Origin of the sequence: Mesorhizobium sp. M1273 (assembly GCF_040318195.1) — a bacterium.
In the GTDB taxonomy this organism is placed as follows: domain Bacteria; phylum Pseudomonadota; class Alphaproteobacteria; order Rhizobiales; family Rhizobiaceae; genus Mesorhizobium.
The window spans coordinates 103,271-117,273 of the sequence record NZ_JAMYLV010000016.1 but is presented as its reverse complement, the minus strand read 5'-3'; the positions used below and the strand labels follow the sequence as shown (position 1 = coordinate 117,273).

Here is a 14,003-nt window from a genome sequence, read left to right as displayed (position 1 = left end):
GATATGCCGGCTTTTCTTTTCTCTGAAAGACTTAAGGAGGCGCCTAGTTGACCGCGTCCTTGAGGCCCTTGCCGGCCGAGAACTTCGGCACGGTGCGCGCCGGGATCTTCACTTCCGCACCGGTCTGCGGATTGCGGCCGGTCGACGCGGCGCGTTTTGACACGGTGAAATTTCCGAAGCCGACAAGCCGGACATCGCCGCCCTTTTTCAGTTCGCCGGTGATCACGGAAAACACCGCATCAACCGCCGACTGCGCGTCACCCTTCGAAATACTCGCGGCATCGGCGACAGCGGACACCAGTTCGTTCTTGTTCATAAAAATTCCCTTCCATGAGAAAACCGGAACACTCGACTCATCCGGCAGGAAACGGACTTTAGAAAGAAGCGCTCCGGCAACCAAGTCGAAAAGCGCCGGGAAAGTCGAAAAAAGCCCGGAAATCCGCGGTTCTTCACATGAAAAAGCCGGGCTCAAGGCCCGGCTCTCTCTTTGTGCATTGCAACTTTAGCAAGCACTAATGCGCCAGCGATTTACCAGCCTCGTCTCCGACATCGACCACGGCCGGCGCATTGACGGGTTCGACCCACTGGATCGGTTCCGGCATGCGCACCAGCGCATGGCGCAACACTTCGCCAACCCGTGAGACCGGAATGATCTCCATGCCGCTCTTCACGTTCTCCGGAATCTCCGCCAGATCCTTGGCGTTCTCTTCCGGAATCAGCACCTTCTTGATGCCGCCGCGGAGTGCGGCAAGCAGCTTTTCCTTAAGGCCGCCGATCGGCAGCACCCTGCCGCGCAGCGTGATCTCGCCGGTCATCGCCACATCGGCCCTGACCGGGATACCGGTCAGCACCGAGACGATCGCCGTCGCCATCGCCACGCCAGCCGACGGTCCGTCCTTCGGGGTTGCACCCTCCGGCACGTGGACGTGGATATCGCGCTTGTCGAACAGCGGCGGCTCGACGCCGAAATCGATGGCCCGCGAGCGGACGTAAGAGGCCGCCGCCGAGATCGATTCCTTCATCACATCGCGCAGATTGCCGGTCACGGTCATGCGGCCCTTGCCGGGCATCATGACGCCTTCCACCGTCAACAGCTCGCCGCCGACTTCCGTCCAGGCGAGCCCAGTGACCACGCCGACCTGATCGTCGCTCTCGACCTGGCCGAAGCGGAAGCGCGGAACACCAAGGTAATCGGCAAGATTGTCCGCCGTGATGTTGATCGTCTTCTTCTTCGTCTTCAGGATCTCGGTCACCGCCTTGCGCCCGAGCTTCATCAGCTCGCGCTCCAGGCTTCTGACGCCCGCTTCACGGGTGTAGGTCTGGATGATGCCGCGGATCGCGTCCTCGCCGACGGAGAACTCCTTCGGCTGCAACGCGTGGTCGCGGATCACCTTGGGCATCAGGTGACGCTTGGCGATCTCGATCTTCTCGTCCTCGGTGTAGCCGGCGATACGGATGATCTCCATACGGTCCATCAAGGGCGCTGGGATGTTCAGCGTGTTCGCCGTCGTCACGAACATCACGCTCGACAGGTCGTATTCGACCTCGAGGTAATGGTCCATGAACGTCGAGTTCTGCTCGGGATCGAGCACCTCGAGCAAAGCCGATGACGGATCGCCGCGGAAATCCTGGCCCATCTTGTCGATCTCGTCGAGCAGGAAGAGCGGGTTGGATTTCTTCGCCTTCTTCATCGACTGGATGACCTTGCCGGGCATCGAGCCGATGTAGGTGCGGCGGTGACCACGGATCTCGGCCTCGTCGCGCACGCCGCCCAGCGCCATGCGGATGAACTCACGGCCGGTCGCCTTGGCGATCGACTTGCCGAGCGAGGTCTTGCCCACGCCGGGAGGTCCGACGAGGCACAGGATCGGCCCCTTCAGCTTCTTCTGGCGGCTCTGCACAGCGAGGTATTCGACGATGCGGTCCTTGACCTTGTCGAGGCCGAAATGATCGGTATCGAGCACATTCTGGGCAAAGGCCAGGTCCTGCTTGACCTTGGAGTTCCTGCCCCACGGAATCGACAGCAGCCAGTCGAGATAGTTGCGCACGACGGTCGATTCAGCCGACATCGGCGACATCGTCCGCAGCTTCTTCAGCTCGGCTTCCGCCTTTTCGCGGGCCTCCTTGGAGAGCTTGGTCTTCTTGATGCGCGCCTCGATCTCGGCAGCCTCGTCGCGGCCGTCCTCGCCCTCGCCGAGCTCCTTCTGGATCGCCTTCATCTGCTCGTTGAGGTAGTATTCGCGCTGCGTCTTCTCCATCTGGCGCTTGACGCGCGAGCGGATGCGCTTCTCCACCTGGAGCACCGAGATTTCGGCTTCCATGAAGCCCATCGCCTTTTCCAGCCGTTCCTTGACGGACAGCGTGGCGAGCATCTCCTGCTTCTCGGGGATCTTGATGGCAAGATGCGAGGCGACCGTGTCGGCGAGCTTGGAATAGTCGTCGATCTGACTGGCGGCACCCACCACTTCGGGCGAGATCTTCTTGTTCAGCTTGACGTAGTTCTCGAAGTCGGTGACCACGGAACGTGCCAGCGCCTCGACTTCGACCTCTTCCTCCTCCGGTTCGACCAGCGCCGCAGCACGGGCCTCATGGAAGTCGGGACGGTCGGTGAACGCGACGATTTTCGCGCGCGAGGCACCTTCGACCAGCACCTTCACGGTGCCGTCCGGCAGTTTCAGCAATTGCAGCACATTGGCGAGCGTGCCGATGTCAAAGATGGCATCGGGCTCCGGATCGTCGTCGGCGGCATTCATCTGGGTCGCGAGCAGGATCTGCTTTTCCTGACCCATCACTTCTTCCAGCGCCTTGATCGACTTTTCGCGCCCGACGAAGAGCGGAACGATCATGTGCGGGAACACCACGATGTCACGCAGTGGGAGGACTGCGAAGACGCCGTCGCTGGGAGCCTTGGATAATTTGGCCATTGTCCAACCTTTCATGTCGCGGCCGCCAATCGGCCAACCGCGAATCTCATATTAACGACCGGGGATCGTTCCGCCTACCACCGTTTGTGACGGGAGTTTTACAGCACAGAATTCGGCACCACGGCCTTCCGCCTTTAGTTGGAGGCCCGGGGGGTAAAGATCAAGGGTCAACACTGTCCGTCCCTCCAATCCGCACCCAGCACGCGGCGCCGTACGCGGGGTGCGACAGCAAAACGGCGCCCTGCGGCGCCGTTTCAGAAAAATCCATTGCCGGCTCACGTCAGGCGCTGACGTTGCCCTTTTTTTCCTTCTGCTCGGAATAGATGTAGAGCGGCCTGGCGTTGCCTGACACCACCTCTTCCGAAATAACCACTTCGCGCACGCCTTCCAGTGCCGGCAGCTCGAACATGGTGTCGAGCAGGATCGCTTCCATGATCGAACGCAGGCCGCGCGCGCCGGTCTTGCGCTCGATGGCGCGCTTGGCGATCGCCGAGAGCGCGTTCTCATGGAAGGTCAGGTCGACATTCTCCATCTCGAACAGCCGCTGATACTGCTTGACCAGCGCGTTCTTCGGCTCGGTCAGGATCTGGATCAGCGCCGGCTCGTCGAGGTCCTCCAGCGTCGCCAAGACAGGCAGACGGCCGACGAACTCTGGAATGAGGCCGAACTTCAAGAGATCCTCAGGCTCGACCAGGCGGAAAACATCGCCGGTGCGGCGATCCTCGGGCGAAGCGACGATGGCCCCGAAACCGATCGAGGTCTTCCTGCCGCGATCCGAGATGATCTTGTCCAGGCCGGCGAAAGCGCCGCCGCAGATGAACAGGATGTTGGCGGTGTCGACCTGCAGGAATTCCTGCTGCGGATGCTTCCTGCCGCCCTGCGGCGGCACGGAGGCGACAGTGCCTTCCATGATCTTCAAAAGTGCCTGCTGCACGCCCTCGCCCGAGACGTCGCGGGTGATCGAGGGATTGTCCGACTTGCGCGAGATCTTGTCGATCTCGTCGATATAGACGATGCCGCGCTGGGCGCGCTCGACATTGTAGTCGGCCGACTGCAACAGCTTCAGGATGATGTTCTCGACATCCTCGCCGACATAGCCGGCCTCGGTCAGCGTCGTCGCGTCGGCCATGGTGAAGGGGACGTCGATGATGCGGGCCAGCGTCTGCGCCAGCAACGTCTTGCCGCAGCCGGTCGGGCCGATCAGCAGGATGTTCGACTTCGCCAGCTCGACGTCGTTGTTCTTGCCGGCATGGGCGAGGCGCTTGTAGTGGTTGTGGACGGCCACCGACAGCACGCGCTTGGCGTAAGGCTGGCCGATGACGTAGTCGTCGAGAACCTTGAGGATTTCCTGCGGGGTCGGCACGCCCTCGCGCGACTTCACCATCGAGGTCTTGTTCTCCTCGCGGATGATGTCCATGCACAGTTCGACGCATTCGTCGCAGATGAACACCGTCGGCCCGGCGATCAGCTTGCGCACTTCGTGCTGGCTTTTGCCGCAAAACGAGCAATAAAGCGTGTTCTTGGAATCACCGCTGTTGTTGCCGACCTTGCTCATTTTCATGTCCTTTCATGGCCGCCCGCCGATGGTCTGGTTGAAAGGGCGCATATTCAATCTATCGCGGGAATCCGCCGCCGCCAGTGCCCCGGCTCCCGCAACGCATTCCGTACGAAACACAAATCGGAAAACGGGGCAATGATTCGAACAACCCCACGCAAAGCTAAGCCGTCGAAAATCAACATAGCCTTAACGTAGGCAATTGCACCCGTCGAGGGAACAGCCAATTGTGGCCGAAATGCCGCAAGCTGCGCCAAAAGCGCGTGATCCCGCCACTCATTGCCACCGCGGGGCCACCGCGGACCTATAAGGCAATACCTTCGACCGGCTCACGTGACGAAATGACCTTGTCGATGAGGCCGAAATCCCTGGCCTCGTCGGCAGTCATGAAATGGTCACGGTCGAGCGTTTTTTCAATCTCATCATAACTCTTGCCGGTGTGCTTGACGTAAACCTCGTTGAGGCGACGCTTCAGCTTGATGATGTCCTGGGCATGGCGCTCGATGTCGGAAGCCTGGCCCTGGAAGCCGCCGGAAGGCTGGTGGACCATGATGCGGGCGTTCGGCGTGGCAAAGCGCATGTCCTTGTGGCCCGCCGTCAAGAGCAGCGAGCCCATCGAGGCGGCCTGACCGATGCAGAGCGTCGACACCGCAGGCTTGATGAACTGCATGGTGTCATAGATCGCCATGCCGGAGGTGACGACGCCGCCGGGCGAGTTGATATAGAGGTTGATTTCCTTCTTCGGATTCTCCGCCTCGAGGAACAGCAGCTGCGCGCAGACCAGCGTCGCCATGCCATCCTCGACCGGGCCGGTGATGAAAATGATGCGCTCCTTGAGGAGCCGCGAGAAAATGTCGTAGGCCCGCTCGCCGCGATTGGTCTGTTCGACCACCATCGGAACGAGGTTCATGTAGGTTTCGACGGGGTTCTTCATGGACTATCCCTTTTTGAGGATGGGATTCCGGCGCCGGAGATTTGCAATCGGGCAGAATCGGTTCTGGATCGTTATTGTGTAAATAGGATGCCGGCTCACCCTAGCGCAAGGCCGCCTCTCCTAGCCACTTGGTTAAAACGAATCAAGCTTGCCGGACGGTGCCTGGAGGACGCGGCACGGATCCTGGTGGATTGACTTCACCTCTTTGATCCCACGGTTTCGCGCGGCCATGGTGGCACTGGCGTCGCTCACAACGCGAAGGGCCTGGAACGTCGTATCGGGCCAGGAAGATTGATTGCGTTCCCAGGACGGCTAAGTAGCTGCCTCCGCAGGATTAAGCAGGCATTACCTGGCCCAACAGAAGCCGAACGCGCAACCACTCACTGATACTTTTTGCGAGACCGCGAAGGAATTCGCCTCATCGAGTGCGATACGGATCAGCCTTGACCTGTCGCGGGGCCGGAACATGTTCTGAAACTCGTCCGGCAACGCGTCGGCGACCGACAGAATCTTTTCGACTGTTCCTCTTGCACGCTCGGTTCCGTTACCCACGTCGACCGCCATTCCTTCGCGCAGCGAAAACAGATAGTTGTCCGGCAGATAGGCGAGGACGTAGGACTTGCCGCCGTCGATCTGTAGAAGCGGATCGCCGAACCGCAGCACCTGGCCAGGGACCGGCACCTTCGCGCCAACGACCCCCTCCGTGACCGAGCGGATGTTTCCGCCGTCATATATGGCCTTTACCTCATCCATAGCCTCGCCCGATCTCGCACGGAATTGCGCCACCAGGGCGAGTTCGGATTTGGTCGCTTGCAATTGACCGGTCAGATCAGCCAGATGTTCGGCGGCCTGGAAGCTGCCACGAACGGCTTCGTCCTTCGTCGAAGTCGAGACGATGCCTGCCGTGACGATGGTGTCGATTCTCGCAAGTGTCGTCCTGGTTTCACGCGCTGTCCGCTCGGCCAGCGGCATCACGGACTGGATCGCTTCGTGTCGGCTGTGGAGCTGGCCCTCGCGAACGGCGAGTTCACCCTGTCGCAACAGCAGCTCCGCGATCTCCTTGACCATGTCGAACGATTGAAGCTCGACGAGCAATGTACCGGGCTCGACCTTGTCTCCCGCCTTGACAAAGACATGCGTTACCTTGGCCGGATAGGCGGCATCGACGGCATACCGATCCTTCAGGACAATACCGTCCGCTGACAAGACGACCGCATCACCAATGAGGTAGTAGACGATCGAAGAGGAAAACAAACCGAGGAGAGCGAGGTAAACCATGCGACCCCAACTTCCCACACTCGCGCGCTGCTGTTTTCCCAGATTGTCCACTCGGACATGTTTTCGAATGTATTTCATCTGAAGCTCGTTCTCTACCAGGGCCGCTCTAGCCGAACTTTGATCGGCGTGTAGTTGTCGCGATGTGAACCTGAGAACACCCATTCATCGATATAGGCGATCAATCGAACGGGTCTCATCACATAGGTCATGAACAGGGAGTAGCCGGGCAGGAACCATATGCTTCGCCAGAACCCCCGTCGCTCGGTGGTCCAACTGGCCAGCGCCAGCACAAACACGTCGAGAACCAGGAGGCCGCACTGCATGCCGATGAGGATCGCGGGCGTGAAAGAGCCGTACTGGAGAGCAAGCCAGACGAGATAGAGCGGGAATATCGCGGCACCAACGACGTTGAAAAGGAGGAAATCCCATTGGTGTAGGGCCTCCGGAAGCCGGAAACCCGAGTCCGAGACACGAAACAGGCGGTAGTGTTTGCGAAAGCGTAGCCAAATGGCATCGCGTTCCCAGCGCAATCGCTGGCGGATATATTGGTATGCGGTTATCGGGACGTCCGTATAGCAGATCGCATCCGGGACATAGGCCATGCGCCAGCCCGCCCGCCGCAATCTCAGCGTGACATCCAGATCCTCGCCACCGCCTACGTCGAACCCCCCAACCCCCAAAAGGGCTTTGCGCCTGAAGGCGCTGAACGCTCCCGAAATGCAAACGACCTGATCGAGAGCTCCAGCAATACGCTTTCCGACCGAAATCGACTGTAAATATTCGATCTCCTGAAACTGGGCGACGATACTCGCGTGGCCGTTGCGCGGTGCAATATCGCCGCATGCCGCTCCAACCGCTGGATCCGAAAAGGGGCCGAGAATATTTTCGATCGCGTACCGATCAAACGAACAGTCGCAATCGACATTGATCAGTATGTCGCCTTTGGCTACGCGGCACGCCAGATTGATCCCGCTCGCCTTGCCGCCCCGCAGATCCGTCGAAATGATGCGCGAGGCATAGCCTTTCTTGACCAGAGCTTGCGAGACCCTGCTCATCCGATCGGTCGAACCATCACTGACAATGACAACTTCGAAGTCATTGAAAGACTGTTCCCGCAACGAGCGGACGCAGGTTTCGATGGACTCAGCCTCATTATGGCCAACCAGAATGATGCTTACATTGGGCCGTAATGGTCGCTCATGCTCAATCGAACCCGCGGCATCACGCGAACGCATGGTCACAGCGGCCGCGACGAACGGAATGATGTAACGGGGGAACTCAAAGACCAGCGTGTACCAGAAAACGGAGGCCAGGCTCGCCGTCGATTGAGCTAGCAGGAATGCAAATCCGAGTTCGAGATCATTCAACGCGAGGCTTGCCCCGTTTTGGTCGCCACCCGAGGGCGAGGGTCAAGCTTTTCGCCCAAAGACGCCTCGCAGATTGAAAGCATTGCCGATATCTGCTCCGACAATGTCTCGTCGCCCTTCGCCGTCATGATGAAATAGTCGGCGGCGGCGCCTTTGTGCACCGATCCTGTCTCCGCAAGGTAATTGCTCAGGTTTTCGATGAAGAGACGGCGCAGTTTCTCAAACACGTCCTGGCCCTTTGATTTTATGAGCGAATCTCGTGCTCCGTAACGCAATTCCGTGACCGCCAACGGCGGGCCCTTCGCTCCGGTCATGCGTGCGCGGTCGAGTTCCTGAACCAGGGATGGCGGCAACCCCAACAAGGACGTTGGCAGCTTTTTCTCCGGACTGGTGAGCAGAGACAGCGCCTGATCCGTGAGTGCGTAGGAAAAAAAGTCGATACGTTTAACGCTGTCGCCATCAGCCCGCGCATCACAATCCTGGCAGACGAATCCAACAGCCGGCTCCGATGTCGAATCCTTGCACCTCCTGCAGATTTGCGAGTGGCCGGGCTTGTCATAGTCCTTTCCATAGTGACGCAATTGCTGGCTGCATTTGGGGCAGACCAGTGCGCTTCCCTGCCGAAAATCGCCTTCAGGACGAAGAGCGGCGCAACGATAATGATGAATAAGCTCGGCCTCGAACATATCGGCCGAACGGCAGGAGGGACATTCCTCGCGAACGGTAAGCCGCCGCGACCCGCAGGCGCCGCACTCATGCACGCGGTCGAAGAAGGTCTTAAGCAGAAGTCCGCGATGGGAGAGATCTTCGGCGATCGGGATCGTCTTGGCCGCCGACGGAAAGCCCGGATAGCTTATGGAGGCCGACGTCATCGGATAGCGCTTGGCTTCGATGCTTCTGCCGGCGACGAAGGCATGCGCAAGAAAGCGCGTTTCGGGCGTATTTGTCGAACGGATGTGCGCGGCAAGCTGTTCGCGGCGGCGGCGAAAATCGAGAATGCATTTTGCCGTCTCCGCCCAAGTCGTTTGCTGCATCAGATCGAAATGTACATCCGCGAACCGGCCGGCACGGCCGCCCAGATCGATGACAGGCACCATCGCCAGCGGAATGTGGTCACGCAGGTTGTCCAGCGGCGAGTTACGCCGCTCATCGGCCAGAAGAACGGCATCGATGTCCCCTTCCGACGAGGAGTCGAACATCGTGCGGTAGATCGCCGAATGCAGAACGACCACGCGTGGGAACCATTCGACGGCAGGCTTCCAGGACAATCCCATTCTGGCCCAGAGTGCCAGGCAAAGGTCGGTGAGTTCATGGCTTGCGGTGGAAGCCGTCGGTGCCGGCAGTTGCACAACGGATTTCGGAACAAGTTCTGCGGGCATGTCGGCCTCCATTTGCCCGGCGCTCGCAAAGGAACGCCGCCACAGGTACGACTTGCAGCCTGGGTGGAGGATCCAAGGGCAACGTCACATTTACTGAAAGGATTATTGCAGGACGAGATATGCGGAAAACGCGGGATCGCATGCGACACCGGATGGCCAGCTACGTCCCCCCACGACGTTCCTGACCAGCGACCAAGTCAATCAACTCGAATACGTCAAATGTTATTCGTTGATTGTTAGCGGATGCTTAATTGGCAGCAAGAATTTGTCTGTCGGACTCAGGTAGTCGAATTAACGAAGTTTGATGAATCGCCTTTTCCACGACATGGCTTTCCCTACAGTTCAACGTTGAACCCGCTTCATGCGGTTCAAACAGGGGGAGTTCCATGACCAGGAAAGCTTCTTCCTTCGCCATTGCCGGCCTGACCATGCTCGGCACAATGTCGGAAACGGCGGCCGGCGGACGCGCGGTCGAATGCTACGAGCAGGTCAATCGGCCGGCCGTCTACGACACCGTCTACGAGGACGTGCTCGTCAGCCCAGCCGGCCAGCAGGTGCAGTATGAAGCGCCGATCTACGGGACGCGCGAGCGCGTGGTGCAGATCGCGCCGGCGCGCGTCAGCTACGAGATCGTGCCCGCCATCACCCGCACCATCTACCGGTCCGTGAGGGTCGATGACGGCGGCTATTCCTGGGAATGGCGCATCATCGATGGCCGCAAGGTGCTGTGCAAGGTCAGGCACAAGGCGCGCTATGAACGCGTGGCCGAGATCGTCGTGATTGAGCCGGAACGCCGGCGGCGCGTTGTCCTGCCCGCCGAATACGAGAGCGTCGCCGAAGAGGTTCTCGTGCGGCCGGAGCAACGGCGCATCGTCGACATTCCGGCGTCTTATCAGACAGTGGCTCGCCGCGTGGTGGTCAGGGAGGGCTCATCCAGCTGGCGGCGCGTGCACATCCCACGCCACTGCCGGTACTAGCAGCCGCTCAGGCCACCTCTGCCCTGAGCCATTTCTTCAGGCCGTCGACATCGCCATTGCCGACGCAGGCCGCAACCCTTCTGCCGACTGCCGCGCCGAACTTGTAGCCGTGGCCGGAGCAGGCCGAGACGACCAGGCATCTGCCTTTCTGGTGTGCCAGAAATTTCTCGTCGGCGGTGAATGTGTAGGCGCAGGTGACCACCTCGGTGACCTTATACTCCTCGATACGGGCAAGCGGCGGCGAAAACAGGTTGCGGATCGCCTTACCCTCGCCCGGCACCGGCTGACGGTTCCAGTCGGCATCGCTGGTCGGCACCCTGTGCAGGCCCGAGCCGAATTTCATGCCGGCGCCGCCTGTCGGCGGGATTGCGTAGCCGTCGACAGTGCCGCCAATGTCGAGGACAACCGGCGCTGCCTGCCAGGCTGCCTGCAGATCCGCCGGCGGTTCGACATAGGCGAGCGCGGTGCGCCAGGTTTTCAGCTCGCGGTCCAGCTCCGGGAACAGTTTCAGCACCCAGGCGCCGGCAGCGACGACGATCCGTTCGGCCTGCATCGTTTCGCCGCCTGCCAGCACGATATGCCCGGCCTCGGCGTCGATCTCGACCACCTTGCTGTTCTCGTAGACATTGGCGCCGTTCGCGCGCAGCCACCTGGCGAGGCCGGCGGCGATCTTGCGGCAGTGCAGCGCGCCGCCGTCCGGCGAAAAATACGCATAGCGGAATGAACCAGGTTCCAGGAACGGCCAGCGTTCGACCGCGGCATCCGGCTCGAACAATTCGAACGGGTAGTTCCCGGCTTCCATGCCTTCTCGGTATTCCTCGGCCTCATCTCCCGGCTGGCGCGAAATGCAGATGAAGCCGCGCGGATCGAGATGGCTTTCGCCGAGATCGGCCCACATCTCATCCCAGGCTTCATAGGCTTCGGTGATCAGCCGGCCGTAGCCCGTTCCGGCCCGGTAGGCGCGGCGGATGATGCGGTGATGATCGCCCGAGGCGGCGAGCGGATTGGGGATCGGTCCCTGCTCGACGATCGAGACGAGGTGCCCGGCCCTGACCAGTGACCACGCCGTGGATAGCCCGGCAATGCCTGCACCGACCACGATCACATTCATGAAAACCGTCCTTCCGCAACCGCTTCGGCGGCTCGCCTCGCGGGAGGGCCAACATACGGTCTGGCACCAGACTGGCAAGCCGCGCTAATGATCTGGCATGACCGAATTGAAGCCGCCCTACCTTGCTTTTGATCCAGCCACGCGTCGCCTGCGGCTCGATCCGCACGAGCCGGCGTTCTTCCAGAATCCGTACGAAGCCTACGCCTTCCTGCATGGCGCATCGAACGCCTTCTTCTGGGAGGAGTTTGGTTTCTGGTGCTTTGGCGGCTTCGACGACGTCAACCGGCTGCTGCGCGATCGCCGCTTCGGCCGGCAGAACCCGGCCGGCATTCCGGACAGCCGAGGCATCGGTCAGGACCGCACGCACCTCAGCGCGTTCGACGGCATCGAGGCCAATTCGATGCTGGAGCTGGAGCCGCCTGTCCACACACGGCTCAGAACGCTGGTCAACCGCGCCTTCGTCTCGCGCCAGGTCGAGCGGCTCAGGCCACGTGTCGAGGCGCTGGCCAACGAACTGATCGACCGTTTCGAACCAGGAGGAGTCGACCTGCTGCCGGCATTCGCAGCTCCCTTGCCGATCACCATCATTGCGGAAATGCTCGGCGTGCCGGTCGACATGGGGCCGCAGCTGCTCGACTGGTCGCATCGGATGGTCGCCATGTACATGCATGGCCGCACCCGCGAGACGGAGGACACGGCCAATCGCGCCGCGCGCGACTTTTCCGATTTTCTGCGCGGCTACGTCGCCGAGCGGCGAAAGAGGCCGGGCGAGGATCTTCTGTCGCTGCTGATTGCGGCACAGGAGGACGGCCAGAAACTGTCGGAGAACGAGCTGGTATCCTCGGCCATCCTTTTGCTCAATGCCGGCCATGAAGCAACTGTCCACCAGACCGGCAATGCGGTGCGCTCGATCCTTGCGCAAGGCGGCGACCCGCGCCGCTTCTTCGCCTCACCGGAAGCAACAGCCGCGACGGTCGAAGAGTGCCTGCGCTTCGACGCGCCGCTACACATGTTCACGCGCTACGCCTATCAGGAGGCCGAGGCCGGGCCGGGGATCATCGTCCAGCCGGGCGAGACGATCGGTCTGCTGCTCGGCATGGCCAATCGCGACCCTACTGCGTTTGCCGAGCCCCTCGCCTTCAGGCCGGACCGTGCCGACCAGAAGAACGTGTCGTTCGGCGCCGGCATCCATTTCTGCATCGGCGCGCCGCTCGCCCGGCTCGAACTGCAGGTGTCGCTGAAAACCTTGTTCGAACGCCTGCCGCGGCTCCAAATGGCCGAACAGCCGCGCTTCCGTGACACGTATCATTTCCACGGGCTGGAAACGCTTGCCGTCAGAATCTGAGGACGGCTTCCGACGACAGGCTTCGAAGCCGGCTCCGGCGAATTCCGGTCAAATAGGTAACATCTCAAGGCCGCGAGTGCCGAATAATCGCTGATCGAACGATGAAGCTACCGGAAGCAGGACCTCACACTAACAATCCCGGATGCCTACAGAAATTCGGTCATGAAGCTTGAAGAGAGACGGGATTTGAATCTTTTTGCGTCGTCTCGCGGACGATGTCGAGGAAGGCCTTCAGCACCGGCGAGGGTTGTTCATGCCGGTAGATGATTGAAGTGTCGATAGACAAGGTTCGTCCCTGGATAGGGCGATAAACGACGCCGCTCCGGCGCAAATTTTGCAGACAGGCGGGCAGCAGCGAGACGCCCAGCCCGACGGATACAAGTCCGATGATTGTCTGCTTCGGCGTTGCTTCTCGAACGATCCTCGGGCTGAACCCGGATGAACGGCACAACCCGACGATCTCGTCATAGAGGGATGGATTGATGCTGCGCGGGAACTGAATCAACGCTTCGGAGGCCAAGTCGGCTAGCGCGACCTCTGCTTCCGAGGCCAGCCGATGCGTTTCCGGCAAGGCCACGATCAGGGGTTCGACCAGTATGCTTTCGACCTTCAATGCGTTGTGAACGACGGGAGGATGAACAAAACCGATATCGAGCTGGCGTTCGGCCACAGCCCTGACTTGATTGGGAATGCGCAGGTCGGTCAGGCTCAACTCGACCTCGGGATAGCGCTTGGTGAAGCGTTGGACGACAGACGGCACCACGCTGTAGATAGCCGCGTCGATGAATCCGACAGCAAGATGGCCGGTTTCGCCACGATCGGCTTTGCGAGCAAGCTCCACCGCCTGCTCTGTCTGCTGAAGCACGGCCCTAACCTCATCAAGGAACACACGCCCCGCCGCAGTCAGTTCGACCTTGCGCTTGGTGCGCTCCAGCAAGCGCACACCCATCGCCTGTTCCAGTTGCTGGATCTGCTTTGTCAGGGGCGGCTGTGAGATATGCAAGCGCGCTGCCGCGCGCCCGAAATGCAGCTCTTCGGCGACGGCCATGAAGGACTGCATCAGCTTGTGGTTCATCTTCAGCCTTTAATTTCCCAAATAGAATTACCCATGGCTCAAACGATATTGGACGGAA

At 60.5% G+C, this 14,003-nt stretch carries 11 protein-coding genes; 2 read left to right on the top strand and 9 right to left on the bottom strand.

Going from position 1 to position 14,003, the window contains the following annotated elements; all coding sequences use genetic code 11:
* Nucleotides 1–43 precede the first annotated feature (43 nt).
* From NKH30_RS18775 to NKH30_RS18745, 7 genes are all read right to left on the bottom strand, one after another.
* Entirely contained in the window at nt 44–316 is a 273-nt protein-coding gene (locus NKH30_RS18775; RefSeq protein ID WP_006201846.1) for an HU family DNA-binding protein, read from the bottom strand.
* Between the two features lie 196 nt (nt 317–512).
* Nucleotides 513–2,924, bottom strand: coding sequence for an endopeptidase La (gene lon, locus NKH30_RS18770; RefSeq protein ID WP_352501552.1), 2,412 nt, complete (start codon nt 2,922–2,924; stop codon nt 513–515).
* Between the two features lie 280 nt (nt 2,925–3,204).
* Nucleotides 3,205–4,479, bottom strand: a complete 1,275-nt coding sequence (gene clpX, locus NKH30_RS18765) for an ATP-dependent Clp protease ATP-binding subunit ClpX (protein WP_006332719.1) — start codon at nt 4,477–4,479, stop codon at nt 3,205–3,207.
* Between the two features lie 304 nt (nt 4,480–4,783).
* Nucleotides 4,784–5,413, bottom strand: coding sequence for an ATP-dependent Clp protease proteolytic subunit (locus NKH30_RS18760; RefSeq protein WP_023674655.1), 630 nt, complete (start codon nt 5,411–5,413; stop codon nt 4,784–4,786).
* A gap of 345 nt (nt 5,414–5,758) precedes the next feature.
* The gene (locus NKH30_RS18755) at nt 5,759–6,691 is read right to left on the bottom strand and encodes an HlyD family secretion protein (RefSeq protein ID WP_352996535.1); all 933 of its coding nucleotides are present in this window, start codon (nt 6,689–6,691) and stop codon (nt 5,759–5,761) included.
* Nucleotides 6,692–6,783: 92 nt separating this feature from the next.
* Nucleotides 6,784–8,058: a glycosyltransferase family 2 protein gene (locus tag NKH30_RS18750; protein ID WP_352471966.1), complete on the bottom strand. Its 1,275-nt coding sequence runs from the start codon at nt 8,056–8,058 to the stop codon at nt 6,784–6,786.
* A complete protein-coding gene (locus NKH30_RS18745; RefSeq protein WP_352970408.1) occupies nt 8,055–9,449 on the bottom strand; it encodes a TackOD1 domain-containing metal-binding protein in 1,395 nt (464 codons plus the stop codon). Before NKH30_RS18745 ends, NKH30_RS18750 begins: the two co-directional genes overlap by 4 nt.
* A 374-nt stretch (nt 9,450–9,823) precedes the next feature.
* Between NKH30_RS18745 and NKH30_RS18740 the strand changes: the two genes are divergently transcribed.
* Nucleotides 9,824–10,414 (top strand): hypothetical protein, encoded by a 591-nt coding sequence (locus NKH30_RS18740; RefSeq protein WP_352996533.1) that lies wholly within the window; start codon nt 9,824–9,826, stop codon nt 10,412–10,414.
* A 7-nt stretch (nt 10,415–10,421) separates the two neighbouring features.
* Here the strand turns inward: NKH30_RS18740 and NKH30_RS18735 are convergent, their stop codons facing one another.
* The gene (locus NKH30_RS18735; protein WP_352996531.1) at nt 10,422–11,525 is read right to left on the bottom strand and encodes an NAD(P)/FAD-dependent oxidoreductase; all 1,104 of its coding nucleotides are present in this window, start codon (nt 11,523–11,525) and stop codon (nt 10,422–10,424) included.
* A gap of 97 nt (nt 11,526–11,622) precedes the next feature.
* On the opposite strand from NKH30_RS18735, the gene NKH30_RS18730 reads away from it, so the two are divergent.
* Nucleotides 11,623–12,870 (top strand): cytochrome P450, encoded by a 1,248-nt coding sequence (locus NKH30_RS18730; protein ID WP_352614131.1) that lies wholly within the window; start codon nt 11,623–11,625, stop codon nt 12,868–12,870.
* A gap of 160 nt (nt 12,871–13,030) precedes the next feature.
* Here the strand turns inward: NKH30_RS18730 and NKH30_RS18725 are convergent, their stop codons facing one another.
* A complete protein-coding gene (locus NKH30_RS18725; RefSeq protein ID WP_352682001.1) occupies nt 13,031–13,945 on the bottom strand; it encodes a LysR family transcriptional regulator in 915 nt (304 codons plus the stop codon).
* Between the last annotated feature and the right edge of the window lie 58 nt (nt 13,946–14,003).